General features: G+C 34.1%; 21 protein-coding genes. 1 reads left to right on the forward strand and 20 read right to left on the reverse strand.

Annotation, left to right across the window (positions count from 1 at the left end; all coding sequences use genetic code 11):
- Positions 1-35: 35 nt before the first annotated feature.
- The 14 genes from MJG50_RS05390 to MJG50_RS05455 form a co-directional block, all read right to left on the reverse strand.
- The gene (locus MJG50_RS05390) at positions 36-809 is read right to left on the reverse strand and encodes a CheR family methyltransferase (RefSeq protein ID WP_240253420.1); all 774 of its coding nucleotides are present in this window, start codon (positions 807-809) and stop codon (positions 36-38) included.
- 61 nt (positions 810-870) lie between these two features.
- Positions 871-1,317 carry a nucleoside-diphosphate kinase gene (ndk, locus tag MJG50_RS05395; protein WP_240253422.1) on the reverse strand — a complete coding sequence of 149 codons (447 nt, stop codon included), beginning with the start codon at positions 1,315-1,317 and terminating at the stop codon, positions 871-873.
- A 106-nt stretch (positions 1,318-1,423) separates the two neighbouring features.
- Complete coding sequence (gene hepT, locus MJG50_RS05400; RefSeq protein WP_240253424.1) at positions 1,424-2,386, reverse strand: heptaprenyl diphosphate synthase component II; 963 nt, start codon at positions 2,384-2,386, stop codon at positions 1,424-1,426.
- A 38-nt stretch (positions 2,387-2,424) separates the two neighbouring features.
- Positions 2,425-3,129: a demethylmenaquinone methyltransferase gene (locus MJG50_RS05405; protein WP_240253426.1), complete on the reverse strand. Its 705-nt coding sequence runs from the start codon at positions 3,127-3,129 to the stop codon at positions 2,425-2,427.
- Positions 3,130-3,132: 3 nt separating this feature from the next.
- Entirely contained in the window at positions 3,133-3,933 is an 801-nt protein-coding gene (locus tag MJG50_RS05410; RefSeq protein WP_240253428.1) for a heptaprenyl diphosphate synthase component 1, read from the reverse strand.
- A gap of 129 nt (positions 3,934-4,062) precedes the next feature.
- Positions 4,063-4,293, reverse strand: a complete 231-nt coding sequence (gene mtrB / locus MJG50_RS05415; RefSeq protein ID WP_240253430.1) for a trp RNA-binding attenuation protein MtrB — start codon at positions 4,291-4,293, stop codon at positions 4,063-4,065.
- 69 nt (positions 4,294-4,362) lie between these two features.
- Entirely contained in the window at positions 4,363-4,929 is a 567-nt protein-coding gene (gene folE / locus MJG50_RS05420; protein ID WP_240253432.1) for a GTP cyclohydrolase I FolE, read from the reverse strand.
- Between the two features lie 126 nt (positions 4,930-5,055).
- Positions 5,056-5,328, reverse strand: coding sequence for an HU family DNA-binding protein (locus MJG50_RS05425; protein WP_240253433.1), 273 nt, complete (start codon positions 5,326-5,328; stop codon positions 5,056-5,058).
- A 306-nt stretch (positions 5,329-5,634) separates the two neighbouring features.
- Entirely contained in the window at positions 5,635-7,113 is a 1,479-nt protein-coding gene (gene spoIVA, locus MJG50_RS05430; RefSeq protein WP_240253435.1) for a stage IV sporulation protein A, read from the reverse strand.
- Positions 7,114-7,322: 209 nt separating this feature from the next.
- Positions 7,323-8,042, reverse strand: a complete 720-nt coding sequence (locus MJG50_RS05435) for a YphF family lipoprotein (protein WP_240253437.1) — start codon at positions 8,040-8,042, stop codon at positions 7,323-7,325.
- A gap of 32 nt (positions 8,043-8,074) precedes the next feature.
- The gene (locus MJG50_RS05440; RefSeq protein ID WP_240253439.1) at positions 8,075-8,275 is read right to left on the reverse strand and encodes a DUF2768 domain-containing protein; all 201 of its coding nucleotides are present in this window, start codon (positions 8,273-8,275) and stop codon (positions 8,075-8,077) included.
- Between the two features lie 347 nt (positions 8,276-8,622).
- Complete coding sequence (locus MJG50_RS05445) at positions 8,623-9,657, reverse strand: NAD(P)H-dependent glycerol-3-phosphate dehydrogenase (RefSeq protein WP_240253441.1); 1,035 nt, start codon at positions 9,655-9,657, stop codon at positions 8,623-8,625.
- 26 nt (positions 9,658-9,683) lie between these two features.
- Positions 9,684-10,994: a ribosome biogenesis GTPase Der gene (der, locus tag MJG50_RS05450; RefSeq protein ID WP_240253444.1), complete on the reverse strand. Its 1,311-nt coding sequence runs from the start codon at positions 10,992-10,994 to the stop codon at positions 9,684-9,686.
- Positions 10,995-11,148: 154 nt separating this feature from the next.
- Positions 11,149-11,748, reverse strand: a complete 600-nt coding sequence (locus MJG50_RS05455) for a YphA family membrane protein (RefSeq protein ID WP_240253445.1) — start codon at positions 11,746-11,748, stop codon at positions 11,149-11,151.
- 122 nt (positions 11,749-11,870) lie between these two features.
- On the opposite strand from MJG50_RS05455, the gene MJG50_RS05460 reads away from it, so the two are divergent.
- A complete protein-coding gene (locus MJG50_RS05460; protein WP_240253447.1) occupies positions 11,871-12,014 on the forward strand; it encodes a YpzI family protein in 144 nt (47 codons plus the stop codon).
- A 46-nt stretch (positions 12,015-12,060) separates the two neighbouring features.
- Here the strand turns inward: MJG50_RS05460 and rpsA are convergent, their stop codons facing one another.
- The 6 genes from rpsA to sleB all read right to left on the reverse strand — a co-directional run bounded on the left by rpsA (position 12,061) and on the right by sleB (position 17,582).
- A complete protein-coding gene (rpsA, locus tag MJG50_RS05465; protein WP_240253449.1) occupies positions 12,061-13,197 on the reverse strand; it encodes a 30S ribosomal protein S1 in 1,137 nt (378 codons plus the stop codon).
- Positions 13,198-13,336: 139 nt separating this feature from the next.
- Entirely contained in the window at positions 13,337-14,008 is a 672-nt protein-coding gene (gene cmk / locus MJG50_RS05470; RefSeq protein WP_240253450.1) for a (d)CMP kinase, read from the reverse strand.
- An 83-nt stretch (positions 14,009-14,091) separates the two neighbouring features.
- Positions 14,092-14,274: a DUF5359 family protein gene (locus MJG50_RS05475; protein ID WP_240253451.1), complete on the reverse strand. Its 183-nt coding sequence runs from the start codon at positions 14,272-14,274 to the stop codon at positions 14,092-14,094.
- A 65-nt stretch (positions 14,275-14,339) separates the two neighbouring features.
- The gene (locus tag MJG50_RS05480) at positions 14,340-15,002 is read right to left on the reverse strand and encodes a flagellar brake protein (RefSeq protein WP_240253453.1); all 663 of its coding nucleotides are present in this window, start codon (positions 15,000-15,002) and stop codon (positions 14,340-14,342) included.
- Positions 15,003-15,116: 114 nt separating this feature from the next.
- On the reverse strand, positions 15,117-16,463 hold the full coding sequence (gene ypeB / locus MJG50_RS05485; protein WP_240253454.1) for a germination protein YpeB: 1,347 nt from the start codon (positions 16,461-16,463) through the stop codon (positions 15,117-15,119).
- 18 nt (positions 16,464-16,481) lie between these two features.
- Positions 16,482-17,582, reverse strand: coding sequence for a spore cortex-lytic enzyme (gene sleB / locus MJG50_RS05490; RefSeq protein ID WP_240253455.1), 1,101 nt, complete (start codon positions 17,580-17,582; stop codon positions 16,482-16,484).
- Positions 17,583-17,649: the final 67 nt, after the last annotated feature.

Consider the following 17,649-nt stretch of genomic DNA (forward strand, 5'->3'; position numbering starts at 1 on the left):
TAATAAGAAAAAAGAATCCATCGGATGATGAATTCCTATTTTTTTCTATAGAAAAATGTATCTTCTGTTTCAAATCCATAAGAGCCCGGATTAAATATTTGTTCAGTACTTCCCACAAAGAATATCCCATCTTGCTTTAATGCAGCACTAAATTTTTTGTATAATAAGTCTTTTGCATCCTCTGTAAAATAGATTAACACATTTCTACAAACAATCAAATCAAAATTACTATCAAATCGATCAGCTAATAAATTTTGTTTTTTAAAGGTAACTGTTCTTTTAATCTCATCACTTACCTTATAGAATCCACCCTCGGTTGAAAAGTAACGTTTTTTTATGTCAGGTGGCACTTCCTGCAATGATCGTTCTGGATAAACACCCATTTTCGCTCGAGCAATCACATTATCATCAATATCCGTTGCTAATATCGAGATTTGTTGTAATGGGACCAATTTTGATAATATCATCGCAATCGTATAAGGCTCCTCACCAGTCGAACAAGCAGCACTCCATACCTTTAATGTTTTGTTTTTTTCTAGAAGTTTGGGGAGAATTTTATTTTCTAAAACCTCCCACCTTTTCCCATTCCGGTAAAATTCTGATACATTTATTGTCATTCTATCTAAAAACTCGTGGAGTAATTTTGGATCATTCTCAATAGCATTATAGTATTCACCAAAATTTTGATATCCTTTTTTCTCATATAAGGATGTTAAACGTCTTAACATTTGTGCCTCTTTATACAAACTTAAGTCAATTCCCGTTTTTCTTTTTATTTGATCTGCAAATTTTTCGTAGTCTGATGCCATGATGCTCTCCCCTAATATATTTTAAAAAACCAGCACGATTTACTGTGCCGGTTAAAAAGAATTAATAGATCCAGTTGTTTATTAACTTAGTATACCCAATAATTTCTTCTTCTTTGAAGAATAAAGATATTTCACGTTCTGCACTCTCTAGGGAGTCTGACCCGTGAATAATGTTCTTTCCAACAGTTAAACCAAAATCCCCACGAAGTGTACCTGGTGCAGCATCTTTCGGATTAGTAGCTCCCATCATTTGACGTGCAGTAGTGATAACGTTTTCTCCTTGCCACACCATCGCAAATACTGGTCCAGAAGTAATAAAGTCAACTAATTCACCAAAAAAAGGACGCTCCTTATGCTCACCATAATGTTGCTCCGCAAGCTCTTTTGGGATAGACATTAATTTAGCTCCTACCAATTGAAAGCCCTTTCTTTCAAAGCGTGAAACTACCTCACTAATTAGTTGACGTTGTACCCCATCAGGCTTTACCATTAAAAATGTTTTTTCCATTATTTCTCCACCCCGTTAAGTATGTATACTAGTTGTCTAAATTCCCAACCAATCAAAATAGTAACACTATTTTGATTGGTTTTCAACTTACTATTTTTTACTTAACTCAAAATTTGCGCTTCCCAATAAATTTCGCAATATTATAAAGCGTATTTCTCGCTTTATTTGGAGGTAATTCTTCTAATACATGAAAGGCTTTTGCTAGATAAAGATTACTAAGCTCCTCTGATTTTTGAATAGCTCCAGATTGTTTAATTAAAGAAATAAGAGGTTTGATTTCAACAGGGGTTGTTTTGTCAGATACTTGAATAATCTGATCTCTTAAAGTACTTTCATTTAATGCATAAAGCACAGGTAGAGTAACATTACCTTGCAGCAGATCACTGCCTGCAGGTTTTCCAAGCTGTTCAGCAGTACCTGTAAAATCCAAAATATCATCTGTTATTTGAAAAGACATACCTACATAATAACCGAACTGAAATAATTTTTTATGAATATCGCTTGGTACGTCAGCTGCAATTGCACCAAGTTGACAACTAGTTGCAATAAGTAGTGCCGTTTTCCGCTTGATTCTTCGCAAATAATTGCGTAAATTTTGATTAAAATCATATTTATCCTGAATTTGTTCAATCTCACCAAGACATACTTCAACAATCGTATTGGATAAATATTTATGCAATAATGGATTATTTAATCTAGTAATGATTTCCAAGGAACTTCCTAAAATATAATCACCAGTATACATGGCAATCTTATTGTCCCATTTTGCTTTAATTGTTGGTTTCCCGCGTCGCATATCGGCATCATCAATTACATCATCATGAACGAGGGATGCAGTATGGATCAATTCCAGAGCAACTGCAACATTTTTTATCTTTTCAATATCATAGTTACCAAATTTACCACCAAGTAGAACAAATACAGGACGAAGTCGCTTCCCGCCAGATTGAACTAAATGTAGACCTGCTTGTTGAAGAACTTGGTGTTCACCCTGAATGGTAGCTTCCAATTCTTTCTCTATTAGTGCTAAATCTGTATTCAAATAGGAATACATCAATGATAATTTCATTAAATTCACCTTAATTTACAAAATATGACTTGAGGATTTTATCTTTTATAACCTAAATGCATTGCTGCAACACCAAGTGTAAAAGGCTTTACTTCGACATTTTTTAAACCTGCTTGTTCAAACATTCCCGCTAATTCCTTCATACCAGGAAAATCCCTCGCAGATTCTTGGAGCCAAGAATATTCTTGATAACTTTTAGCAAATAGCTTCCCAAATACCGGCATTACAAATCGAAAATAAAAGAAATACAGTTGTCTAAATCCAATAACAGTTGGTTGTGATGTTTCCAAGCAAACAACTTTGCCCCCAGGTTTTACAACTCTATACATTTCTTTTAGAACTTGCATATAATCCGGGACATTTCTTAGACCAAAACCAATTGTAACATAATCAAAGGAATTGTCCTCAAAAGGAAGCTCCATTGCATTACCATGCATGAGTGTAACTTGACCCAAATTAAGTGCATCAATTTTTTCTTGACCTATCTTTAACATATTTTTACTAAAATCCAATCCAATTACCTTTCCTGTAGAACCGACAGCATTGGCAAGTGAAATTGTCCAATCAGCCGTACCACAGCAAATATCTAAGGCAGATTCTCCTTTTTTTACAGCCATACGTTTCATCGTGTCTTTTCGCCAAGCCTTATGTTGTTGAAAGCTAATAACGGAGTTCATTTGGTCATAATTTTTATATATTTTTTCAAAGACGTGATGTACACGTTGCTCTTTAGATTGTTGCATGCGTTACCCTTCTTCCACAATCTTATTCATAATAGATCCACTATTAAAAATGAGTTCCTTTATTCTAGTAGCTAATAATTCATTCATATTGGGGTTAGAATGCAGGACCTTTTCAATTATGCTTCTTACATGGTCTGTATAGCGATCATACACATTTAATAAATAAGTTTCTTGATCTTTGCCAAGAATTCTTTTTAGTGAATCAAAAAGTAATGAACATCCTTTATTCAAAAATTGCTCTCTCTCTTGAATGAGTCGTTTCAGCAATAAAAAATTTGATGCAAGGTATCCCCATTTCGATATTTGAAAGCGATTTGATATTTTACTGATAATTGCAGATTCAATCTTCTCAATACAGGAAAAGAGCTTGTCTACATGCTCTGGGTCATTACGATATAAAGAAATTTTATTTTCATTTACATCTTTAATACCCTCTGCTAAAGTACGAATCAACATTATATCATCTGTTTCTGCTAAAAAGTAATAATATAAGCCACTAAAATAATCTCCAGCTAGAACAGATAATTGTTGACTTTTAAGGGATTTACTTGAAATTATCGTATTTTTGGGGACTGTATCATGAGTATCAAGTGCAATATGGACGAGCATTGTTGTGATAACATAATTTTGTAACTGCTCCCTGCTTATTTGCAATTCTTCATAAATTGAATATAATAGTAGGATTTTATCTTCATCTATAATTGGAGAAGCAATATACTTTTGCAAGTAAGAATGCTTCGTTTTTTTTTCAATCTGCTCCTTTAAATCAGCAATCAATTTCTTGATGTCTTGCACTTCAATCACCCTTGTTTCCCCAATTTGTAGTTAATATATCTTTATTCTATAATTACGCTTGTAAACAACGTTATTATAACATAGATAATAGGCTTTTGCCCATTTTCATAATGAAAAGCAGGGAATCAAACCCTGCTTTTATTTTCTTGTTTCTGATTCAATTTCTCCATGAGTAGTTTGGATGACTGCTTTTCCGCGTACTTTTATAGCAGATGTATGCTCGGTAAATTGAGCAATCATAACTTCACCCTTGTCTAGTTTTTCAGAATGGTGAAAACGTGTATCAGAGCCCCTTGTAAGTCCGATAACGTTGACACCATCTTCAATTGCTTTTATCACAATAAAATCTGGATTTGTATTATTATTCATTTTTTTCTCCCCTTTGCTTATACAACGAAAGGTAATCTTTCATTAATATCTCTTAATTTATACGTAATGTCAATTGTTAATTAGTGATAATACCTCACTTCTAGCAGCAGGATCCTTTTGAAATATTCCTCTAACAGCAGAAGTAACTGTTTTAGCTCCAGGTTTTTTAATGCCTCGCATTGTCATACACATATGCTCTGCTTCGATAATAACCATTACACCATGGGGATTTAAAGTTTCGATGATTGAGTCAGCGATAGTAGAAGTAATTCTTTCCTGCAGCTGTGGTCGCCTTGAAACAGCGTCTACTACACGTGCAAGTTTGCTAAGTCCAGTAACTTTCCCATCACGCGGAATATAGGCAACATGTGCATGTCCAAAAAATGGGACAAGATGATGTTCACACATTGAATAGAAGGAGATGTCTTTTACAAGAACTAGTTCCTCATGATCTTCTCCAAAAACCGTTTGAAAATATTCTTTTGGATCTTCATGTAGACCCGAGAAAACTTCAGCATACATATTAGCTACACGCTTAGGAGTTTCAAGTAACCCTTCTCGATTTGGATCTTCTCCAATCGCCTCTAATATTAATTTGACTGCATATTCAATCTGCCCATAATTAATCGGAGTCATAATAACCCCTCCTTCATTCCCACTATCAATAATTTCTGATTCTAGCATAAAAATGGATTAAAAACAAAAAAGAGTCGCTTGATACGACCCTTTTCTACAATTCTTGCACATAGCTTGTCTATGTAATTATTTTACTGCGTCTTTAAGTGCTTTACCTGGTTTAAATGCAGGAACCTTACTTGCTGCGATTTCAATTTCCTCACCAGTTTGCGGGTTACGTCCTTTACGTGCTGCACGCTCACGTACTTCGAAGTTACCAAAACCGATTAACTGTACTTTATCACCATTTTTAAGCGCTTCAAGAATTGAATCAAAAACAGCATCAACTGCTTTTGTAGCATCCTTTTTAGAAAGTTCAGAGCTTTCAGCTACTGCGTTAACTAATTCTGTTTTGTTCATGCTATTCACCTCCTCCCAAAAAATATAGCTCAAATTTAAAAGAAATAAATCTAACTTACAGGTATCATACATTTTAACTAAGATTTTGCTAATTCTATACAATTTTATGAACTAGTTAAATCCTAACACGCTAATATTAAACGATAATTTGACATTGTTCAATATATTTCAACAAAATTCTTTCCTTTTTAGGTATTATTACCCAAATATGCAGAGAATGATTGCTAAAAGATTATCATACTTCTTCTTATAAATGCAAGAAAGTAAATGAAAACAAAATAGACTCCCTTTTGAGGAGCCTAAAACCTACAATATTATTGCGATTAATCCACCGGAGCCTTCATTAATAATTCGCTCTAACGTTTCTTTTAATTTATATCTGGCATTCTCTGGCATTAATGATAGTTTTGCTTGAATTCCTTCTCGAACGATGGAACTTAGTGATCTTCCAAAAATATCAGAATTCCAAATGGATAGTGGGTCATCTTCAAAATCCTGCATTAAGTAACGTACGAGTTCTTCACTCTGTTTTTCTGTACCTATAATTGGCGCAAACTCTGATTCAACATCCACTTTAATCATGTGAATTGATGGAGCAACTGCTTTTAAGCGTACACCAAATCTTGAACCTTGACGAATAATTTCCGGTTCATCGAGACTCATATCCGAAAGTGCCGGTGCAGCAATTCCATACCCTGTTTGTTTTACCATTTTCAATGCATCTGCTACTTGATCATACTCTGCTTTTGCATAAGCAAAATCTTGCATGAGCTGCAACAAATGATCTTTACCGCGAATTTCAACTCCAACTACTTCCTTCAGTATTTGATCATATAGATCGTCCGGAGCATACAAATCTATTTCAGCTACTCCCTGACCCATTTCAATACCTGCCAAGCTTGCTTGTTCAATAAAATCATATTCACTAAATTGCCCAACCACTCTATCAACATCTCTTAATCGTTTAATATCTTGAACTGTGTCTTTAACAGCATCTTGATAACTTTCTCGTAACCAGTGATCCTCCCTTAAAACCATTACCCAACTTGGCAAATTCACATTCACCTCTAAAACTGGGAATTCATATAATGCTTCGCGAAGTACATTATATACATCGGAATCTCGCATACTTTCAACACTCATCGCCAGTACAGGGATATCATATTTTTCATTTAGCTTTTGTCTTAATGAATCTGTTTCTGGATGATGTGGGTGCACCGTATTGATCACCATTATAAACGGTTTACCAACCTCTTTTAATTCGCCGATTACTCTTTCCTCTGCTTCTATATAATCCTTACGAGGAATTTCTCCTATTGATCCATCGGTCGTAACCACAACGCCTATTGTGGAATGTTCTTGGATTACTTTTCTCGTTCCTATTTCAGCGGCTTCATGAAAAGGAATTGGTTCCTCATACCAAGGAGTGTTAATCATTCGAGGACCATTTTCGTCTTCATACCCCTTTGCTCCTGGAACGGTATATCCAACACAGTCAACTAAGCGAATATTTACATCGAGGCCCTCTTCAACATGTACAGATACCGCCTGATTTGGGACGAATTTTGGCTCTGTAGTCATAATGGTCTTTCCTGCTGCACTTTGTGGTAATTCATCCTGTGCACGCGCTTTATCTGCTTCATTACCGATATTCGGTAAGACTACTAGTTCCATGAATTTTTTTATGAAAGTAGATTTACCGGTTCTTACTGCGCCAACTACTCCTAAGTATATATCGCCACCAGTTCGCTCAGCGATATCTTTGAAAATATCTACCTTTTCCAAGTGATCCCCTCCTGATTTTAGAGTTCTTGGGATAATTTTATCCGTTTACTACATATTCTAGGACATTATATTTGTATGACGTTGTCCTATTTAATTATGACTATTTCTTTTTAAAAATTTCTCTATAATGATATGTACCATTACAGTCTCTCTTTTTGAATAAAAAAACCCTTCTTTTAGAGTTTATTCCTAAAAGAAGGGTTCATGACTTATTTAATTAAAAAAATTGGTTCATTATTATTATCAATTGTATATGACAATGAATTTGTGGGAACAAACATTGAGTTATTTACAAGAATGTCCCGAATATCATCACCTTTATTATATTTACTCTCGTACTTATTTAAATATTCATATAAATCCATTCGATAGTCGATAAATATTTCGCCAGTGTTCGAAATGACTAAGGGAAGATTTTTACCGGTGAAAGGACTAACAACAAACGGCTCCTCCTTATATCCCAGTTTTTTATAATCCAATGTAAAAACAGAAGTATCAATCTTATCTTTAAATGGTGGATATTCGTTCGATGATTTGTATATATCTACACGTAAATTTAAATCACGTATTTCTTCCGTTATTTTCAAATCTAGTAGCTTTACAGTTGGGTTAGTCTCAACATCTACTAGAACATAAATATATACCCCGCCACTTTCATATGCATTTCCCGGTGGTTCTGCCATGTATTTTGGTGATATTTTCTTAAAATCAATTGGATACTTTTGGTAAATAGGTGTTTCCATATCTCTTGTTTTAATTGGAAGTAAGCCGTTGCTTTCCTTCTGGTATTGGTCGACAGCTGATTGTACTGTGGCCAATTGGTCTTTATATGGGATTTCGTTTTGCTTTAATCGTTCTTCAGGATACAAACATCCTGAAAGCAAAAAAATAGTAGATATGATTATCAAAAACTTAATAGTTAACTTCATATTTATATACTCCATCCTAACGTTATGTATCCCTATTCATTTACTGGTCCACTAAAAACAACGAAAAAGATGATGATTCCTGCTAGAATCATAAATATGTATGCAATCGTTGCAATAAGCGGTTTCAGAAAGCCTTTTAACTTATATCTGCTAAAATAAATAGAAATGATAGCAATAAACATAAATCCCATTGCTGCAAGAGCAAACCACATTTTAATAAGCCCTGGTGTCAATATCCTCACCCCTTGTCCAACACTCACACTTTATATTCGTCAAGTATTATACCATAGAATTGATATATAAACTAAAAAAACTGAAGTAAAGAGGGGCATCTCTACTTCAGTTTCTAAAAACTAAATACTCCCTTGACCCGAAAAGTTCAACTCACAATGTAGTACGTTGCATTTTATGCGAAATAAGCAATAAATGTATCGTCTAATGCCCATATTTCAAGAATAGCACTGATTTTATCACATATTTATTAGTATCGGGGTTTTAAAATCGCTACACCGAGATTTCTATTCTCAGATTTATGATATGCATTGTAATTCAGGACTGTGAAGTATGTTTTAGCCTTCAATTAAAATTTCTCACCTAATATATTTGTAAGATCTTCCATTTCATTCGTCTTACCTCTAGACATAAGCGAATCAACAGCTACCTTTGTTTCTTTATCATTGAATAACACATCATACAGTGCAAATGTAATTGGCATACTAACATCCATCTTTTGCGCTAATTGATAAGCAGCTTTAGTCGTTCGAACCCCTTCTACAACCATTCCCATATTGTCCAGTACTTCTTGAAGGCTATGTCCTTTCCCTAATAGATTTCCAGCTCGCCAATTTCTTGAATGGACACTTGTGCAAGTAACAATTAAGTCACCTATACCTGTCAACCCAGAAAATGTTAACGGGTTGGCCCCCATCTTCGCCCCTAATCGAGCAATTTCAGCTAAACCTCTTGTAATTAAAGCAGCTTTTGCATTATCCCCATAGCCAAGACCATCCGTAATTCCAGCTGCTAGTGCAATGATGTTTTTTAGAGCACCACCAATTTCCACACCAATTACATCTGGATTCGTATAAACTCGGAAATGTTGATTAATAAATAAGTCCTGAATATACTCAGCGGCTTTCATATTCTTCGAAGATGCCGTTACGGTAGTAGGATGTCTTAAACTTACTTCCTCCGCATGACTTGGTCCAGATAAAACCACCACATCTTGTAATAGGTCTGGTGGCATTTCCTCTTCAATTATTTCACTAATTCTTTTTAATGAATCTGGTTCTATCCCTTTACTAACATGGACTACTGTTAATGGTAAAGTAGTTTCCTTGCAAATTTGTTGAAGAACTTCCCTAATTGCTTTAGTGGGAACAGCCAAAATGATTGTTTGTACGCCGGATAATGCTTCTTGTAGGTTTTCGAAGCCAATAATAGATTCCGGTAAATGAATGGATGGCAAATATTTCGAATTTGTATGATATGTATTAATTTCTACAATTTGCTCTTTTCGATGCCCCCACAGTCTAACCTCATGGTCATTATCTGCTAATACAAGCGCTAATGCAGTTCCCCAACTACCCGCACCAATTACGGTAATTTTCTCCATACTTTTCACAATCCTCCCCTACAAACTTATTTTCTTGCTCTGGCGATGAGTTTGATTGGAGTACCCTCAAAACCAAAAGCATCTCTAATTCGATTTTCTAAAAATCTTTCATAAGAAAAATGCATAAGCTCAGGATCATTCACAAAAACCACAAAGGTTGGTGGTTTGACAGCAACTTGTGTTACATAATAAATTCGTAGACGAACACCTTTATCTGTAGGAGCAGGATTCATAGCTACCGCGTCCATTACAACATCATTTAATACATTAGTTTGAACCCTCATCGCATGATTTTCACTTGCCAAATTAATCATAGGAAGTAATGTATGTGTACGTTTCTTCGTTTTAGCAGATAGAAAAGTAATTGGAGCATAATCAAGAAATTGGAAATTATCTCTAATTTTCCCTTCAAATTCCTTCATTGTTTTTTCATCTTTGTCAATTACATCCCATTTATTAACAACAATTACTACTGCCCTACCCGCTTCATGAGCATAACCAGCAATCTTTTTATCTTGCTCAATAATCCCTTCCTCAGCATTTAAGACAACTAGAACAACATCAGATCTTTCGATAGCTTTGAGAGCTCGTAAAACACTATATTTTTCCGTAGTTTCATAAACCTTACCTTTTTTTCGCATCCCAGCTGTATCAATTATTACATACTCTTGGCCTTCTTTTGAATAGGTTGTATCAATCGCATCTCTTGTTGTTCCTGCTATATCACTAACAATAACTCTTTCTTCTCCAAGTAACGCATTTACTAGTGAAGATTTACCTACATTAGGTCTACCAATTAAAGAAAATTTAATGGTTTCATCATCATAATCATCAATAATTCCTTCTGGAAAGTGTTTGATGACCTCATCTAATAAATCTCCTAATCCTAAACCATGTGACCCTGAGATAGGAATCGGGTCTCCAAAGCCAAGTGCATAAAAATCATAGATAGACTCACGCATTTCAGGGTTGTCAACTTTATTGACTGCTAAAACAACCGGTTTTTTTGAACGGTAAAGGATTTTTGAAACTTCCTCATCCGCACTAGTAACACCTTCACGACCACTTGTCATAAAAATGATAACATCCGCTTCATCAATGGCTATTTCAGCTTGATGTCTGATTTGCGCAAGAAAAGGCTCATCACCTATATCAATTCCACCTGTATCAATAATATTAAATTCTTGATTTAGCCACTCTCCAGAACTGTATATACGATCCCTAGTTACCCCTGGGACATCTTCTACGATTGATATTCTTTCTCCTACTACACGATTAAAAATTGTTGATTTCCCTACATTTGGTCTTCCAACAATTGCTACAATTGGTTTTGCCACAATTTTTCTTCCCTTCTAACAACTTGTCTTATTAGTTATATCACACAAATACATTTCTATGTAAAAAACCCTTCTAAAGAAAGAAGGGGTCTAGATATCTTAGTTTATCAAAAATGTATGTTTACAACAACGATAATCTACAATATAAGGTTCATTATCCGTGTTTCTGTTTCGAATTCTTTTGAAAAAGAAGATCAAAGTGTTTGAATAATTCCTCAAGACCAGTCCACATAATTATTATAAAAGCACTGATAGCTGCTACATCAAGAAATACAAAAGAACCAATTACATATTGAAACTGTAATTTACTTAATACAAATCCAAATAAAATATCACCTTGAATTGCACCAATTAACAAACCAATTATTCTGGATTTTATATCTTTAAAAATCATTAACGTAATATATATTAAAATGACAGAAAACATCCACTTTCGGTCAAAGAGTAACCATACAGGATCAAATAATTCAAATAATTGAAAACTTCCATACGCCATTGAAATTGTAAAAACACATATAAATATGTACAGTTGTTGTTTCATTGTTTTTACCGATAATTCTTTGTAGCAAAATAATAGAATGATGATGAGATTTACGTTTAATTTTGTATTTCCTATATCAATATAGTGTGGAGATAAAATAATTAATAGTAATAGCAAAATGGCTATATTCGTTCGTTGCTTTCCTTTATTCATAAAGAATGTACATATTACCCATGCCAACCATGAAATCCAATAAAAATAAGCCCCTTCCACATGACCACCTCCTGCTATCCCCAGTATAGGTAGAATTTATTAAAATTAATCCAGAAATGAGAAATGAATATGAAATTATCAATTACGACACAATAAGAATGATGAAAAGGAGGGCTCAAATCATGGGAAAGGATAGACAAATGAAAAAACTCAAGAAGTCACATAGGGTTGAATCAGATAGAGACCAATCTATTAACTATCCGGGAGCAACAACATTGGATACGCCTAAAGAAGCACGAGAAATAAATAAAGAAAATAATATTTAAAAAGCATACAAAAGGCTCTCACAAAAATGTGTGAGAGCCTTTATTATTATTTTAATTTATTCAACTGATCCCCAATCATTTCTCCAAGTTGAAATCCGGATGATTCTTCTTGTGGTTCATAGTTTCGATAATCTTCTTCCAAATTTTCTTCCAAGTCTTTAATGCTTAATGAGATTCGCTGGTCTTTTTCATTCACTTCAAGTACTTTAACCTTAACTTGTTCACCTTCTTTTAGCACCTCATGTGGGGTACCTATATGCTTATTTGAAATTTGAGAAATATGAACAAGTCCTTCCACTCCTGGTAACACTTCAACAAAAGCACCAAATGAAACAAGTCTCCTTACTTTTCCATCAACAATATCCCCTACCGAAAGCTTTTCGGAAATATTAGCCCACGGTCCTGGTAATGTTTCTTTTATTGATAAAGAAATACGTTCATTATCGCGATCGATTGATAATACCTTTACATTAACTAATTGTCCTTCATTAACTACATCTGACGGCTTAGAAACATGATCGTGTGAGAGTTGGGATATATGTACTAACCCATCAATTCCACCTAAATCAACAAAAGCACCGAAATCAGTTATTCTCTGTATCTTACCTTCTACTATTTCCCCAACTTTAATTGAAGCTAAAACTGCTTGCTTTTGATTTTTTTGTTGTTCCTCGACGACTGCTCTATGTGACAAAATAACTCTATTTTTCTCACGGTCTAATTCAACAACCTTTACTGTTAACACTCTGTCTTTATATCCCGAAAAGTCATCAACGAAATAGTTTTCTACTAATGATGCTGGAATAAAACCACGAACGCCAAGATCAATAACTAGACCACCTTTTACTACATCCTTAACAACACCTTCAAAAACCTCTCCTGATTGATATTTTTCTTCAAGCTCATCCCATGCTTTGTTCGCTAATACTGCTCTTTTAGATAAAATCAAAGCATTTTCTTCAACTTTTATAACAATTAATTCTATTTCATCGTTCTCTGAAACAATATCGCTTGCCTGCTCAACATGTAGGCTAGACAGCTCACTTATTGGGATGATTCCATCTAATTTACTATTTTCAAGCTCAACATAAACTTGTTTTTCTTCAATCTTTGTTACTTTACCAGTGATGACGTCACCTACGTTAAATTCTTTAACCTCTACTTGATTCATGTCCTCTGCCATTCCTATACCCTCCAACAAAGCAAATTATAAAAATATTCTTTTAATTAACTTCTAATAAATGATACTATTTGTCAAGTAGAAACTCCTAATCTACTTATTTTTTTAAGTTATTATTGAATCAAGGATAAACTCATATGTATCAATTTTTACCCTCAACAATTTCCATTATCCGCGATACAACCTCTTGTATACTAAGAGATGTTGTATCAATTTCTATTGCATCCACAGCTTTTTTTAATGGGGCAACTTCTCGTTCCGAATCTAATTTATCTCGAAGTGCAATTTCCTCTTTCAGCTTTTCTAAATTTGAATTGTACCCCTTTGCTGTATTCTCTTCGTGTCGACGTAGTGCTCTCTCATCAACTGATGCTAATAAAAATATTTTCACCTCAGCATGAGGAATGACATGGGTACCAATATCTCGTCCATCCATTACTACTCCACCATTTTTCGCAAAATTTTGCTGGCGACGTACCATTTCTTCTCTCACTTTACGATGTTTTGCAACAATTGAAACAGCACTTGTAACATCCTGATCACGAATTTTGTCCGTAATATTTTCTTGATTAATAAAAACAAGTTGCCCATTTTCACTCGGCTTTAACTCAATTTCAATAATTTGTAAAGTATTAATTAATTGTTCTTCACATTCCAAATCTAATGATTCCTGTATAGCCTTGTATGTTAAAGCACGGTACATCGCACCAGTGTCTATATAAATATAAGATAATTTTTCAGCAATAATTTTTGCAACAGTACTTTTTCCTGCTGCTGCAGGTCCATCAATTGCAATCGAAATTTTTTTACTCATAATTTCAAGTATTCCTCCTAAAAAAGTGACCATTAATTTTTACAACATATACGAAAAAAAGCAGGTTTCCCCTGCATTTTATTCTAATTGTTCTGATGAAATGTTTCAATTATTTCGGTAGACTTTGATTGATTAACTCCTTCATACTCAATCATTCGTGTAATATAAGGAGTTAGTGGACTATATAATAATAGAAACTGGGCAAGAAGTAAGAAGATTAACTGGATAATTGCAAGCTTTACTAAAATACGTTCAACCTTTTTCATTTTGCATAATCACACCCTAAAAAGCTTTTTATATTTATTATGCAAAATTAATGCAATATTTATTCCTAATTTTGAATTCCTCTTTTTTTCATTTCTAATTGCCTCTCAAAACAAAATCTAATTAATAGTTGTTGCTCATTTTCTGTTGTATCTATAAATTGGGTAGAAATTTTATTCCTTTCCCCTTTTTTCCCCTCCACCTTTCTGATAACTTTACTATTTAAAGTAATGTATTGGTTATCTTCAGATAATGAGGGCAATACAAATAGGGTTTTAATTACTGTTCCAGGCTCGACATCTACTTTTGTAGGTAAGATTAGCGATGCCCCACCAGCACTAATATCATGGGTAATTGAAACAAAAGGATTAAATTCATTTTGTATGCTTTCTATTGCAACGTCCACTGGTGTTTCAACTCTAACATATTGTCTCCGTTGAATACGGAATAAGCTTTCATCTTCAGGGTAAGAAATAACAATCATTGGAATACTCTGCTTTACTCTTCCTAAAACAGTTGTATCAAAAAAATATACAGATGTATTATTCTCTATAAAAAAGGCTTTTAATTGTGTTCCATTCAATAGATATACTGTTTTCCCTGTTTCCTCATTTATGGGATAGTCAATATATAATTTGTTATCTATTCTCTCAACTAACCTGCATTTGTATTTTTCACCACTTGGATTATAAATTGGCTCAAGGTTTATTGTATCTCCAATTTTCAACAATTTAATCACTCACTTTACAGAATAAAATCACTTGTTATACTTTAATTAAATCATTTTATAAAAAAAAGGGAAAGCAAAAGATTGCTTTCCCACTTTCAAATTTATTACTTAAAGTTACATTCCATCATACACACGTTCTGCATTTTTCAACTTCTCTACCTTTTCTTCAAACCCATTTTCTGCATTAATAAAAATTCTGTACGTATCATTTTCGATTGTTCCTAAAAATTCATAGCAAAGGACATCTTCATTTAATTCATTTGTGACAATTGCCAAACGATCTTCCATTATATCAAGATTTTGATTGAGTTGTTTTTCCGCTTCCGTCTTTGTAATTTTTGGTTTTGGGATAGAGTAATTTTCCTTTGCCATTAAATAGTCTCTAGCTGTAAATCCAATTATATTCCCATCATCAAGTGCTACCTTCATTTTTATTGAATCAGGATACACACGTACTCCATCAATTGATCTTACAAAATTAAACACTCCGATATTATCATATTGAGCGCTCTCGAAAAGCTCTTGATTCTCAAATTTATTTTCCTTCAAAAATTTTGATGCATTGTTTGATGCCTCATTTAAGCTTAACTTCCCATTTTTTACATCCCGATTCCTTAAAACCCATATTGGATATCCACCCTTTTTAGTGATATCCATATAAGTATCGATCTTCGTATCCGGCTCATTAATAGTTAAGCTGTAAAAATCATTTTCTGAGCCTTTTCCATTTTCAACAACAGATATTTCTACATTACTTTTTAGTCGAAGGAATTTTCTTGCAATTTCCTTCGCCTTTTCTTTGTCAATTGTTTCCCCCTTGATATTTGTAAACTTTCCATTGTTCTTCTTCATACTTGTAAATGTTGCTCCAAAATCACTTTCAGCATATGCTGCAACATTTTTTTCAACTGTTTTTAATCCATCAATTATAGTATTATCTGCCTGTTTTTCGCCTGAAGCAAGAGCCAATTCTACATCCATCCATCGTAAATTGTTTTTCATAACAAGATGTTGAACTGTACGAAGTTCCTTTTGAATATCCTCAGCATTTGTATATAACTGTTTTAAAGTTTTGTATTCCTCTTCTGATAGTGGTTCCTTAGAAAGATCACGTACAGCGGTTCGATAACTAAAGTCACCGATATCACTTAAAAACTCCTCTGTTTTATTAAATGGTAGAAGAGCAAGAGGCAATTGACCTACATCAGAATGTGCAGCTGACGTGATTCTCCATACTTCAGCTAATGCTGGAGAAAGTGAGTTTCTCGAGTTCATTGCTAATGTAGTACCGATCTTATCATGTAATAGATCCACTTGATAAGTTAAATCATGAAAAGCCCTTTGATAATTATTCTCTGCTTGAATTAGAACTGCATTCTTTTCTTGATGCTCCTTATAGCCCCAGTACCCAGTTCCAATAATTCCTATCGTAAGTATCGTGATTAAAATACCTCGTACCATAGTCACACACCTTTCAATCTATCTACAGAATATATGCTTTCCAATCCGCTTGATTTGAGGTCTACCCCAAATCCACTTACTTGTAGCTGTTGCAGGATTAAAATAGTAAGTAGCTCCCCCAGTTGGATCCCACCCATTTAAAGCATCAACAACTGCTTTTTCAGCTTTCTCATTAGGAGTCAGCCATATTTGTCCATCTGCTACTGCTGTAAAGGCTAGCGGCTCAAAAACTACACCTGAGACTGTATTTGGAAAACTTGGGCTATTGATACGATTTAATATAACCGCCGCTATTGCAACCTGACCAATGTAAGGTTCTCCTCGTGCCTCTCCATAAACGGCATTGGCCAACAGTTTTATATCATTTTGTGAAAATCCACCCGGCATATTTACTGCTGCTGGACCTTGTTTTTTTGGTTTCGTTTGTTTTTCTTGAATTTTTGCGGTAGGTTCTTTAACCGGTTGTTTTTGCTGCTTTTCGGTATTTTTTTGTGAATCTAGTTCTTGTTTTTTTTGATTTCGCTCTTTCAGTTGCTGATTTTGTTCTTTTTCTGGACTTTTCTTCTGTTGCAGATTATTTGTTTGCTTTTCATTTTGTTGTTGTTGATTATTTTGCGCTTGTTGATTTTGTGTCTGTTCCGGTATTATTAATTTCTTTTCAATTTCATTTTTTCTTTCTTCTGCACTAATCTTTGCTTTTTCTATATTTGCTTTTGAAGGTGCTGTTTGTATTTCCCACTGCACACCTCCATAATGGGTAAAACGATTACCCTTTTTTAAATTATCATACACAAACTGTTTATTATATTTCGTTGCACGTAATAACATTTCCTTTGTTTTCTCACCTACTAATCCATCAACTGCCTCTAGACCAAACGCTTTTTGAAAGTTTCTAACTGCCCAATACGTACTCCATCCATATACACCATCGATGATACCATGGTAATAACCGTTATATTGTAATCTTGACTGCAACTCGATTACATCATCGCCTGTTGCCCCTTTTTGAATCACTTGTCCCGTAAACGCATTGACATTACTATTGTCACTAACTCCAAAAATGATAGAGCTAAATAGAATTAGTAGTACAGGGAACATTACCATCTTTCTAATGTTCATAGCTAATTTACCTCCCTAACCATTTTTCTATATATACTTACAAGTATTTTCTGTAGAGAATGGTATT

Source organism: Fredinandcohnia quinoae, assembly GCF_022427965.1.
In the GTDB taxonomy this organism is placed as follows: domain Bacteria; phylum Bacillota; class Bacilli; order Bacillales; family Bacillaceae_L; genus Ferdinandcohnia; species Ferdinandcohnia quinoae.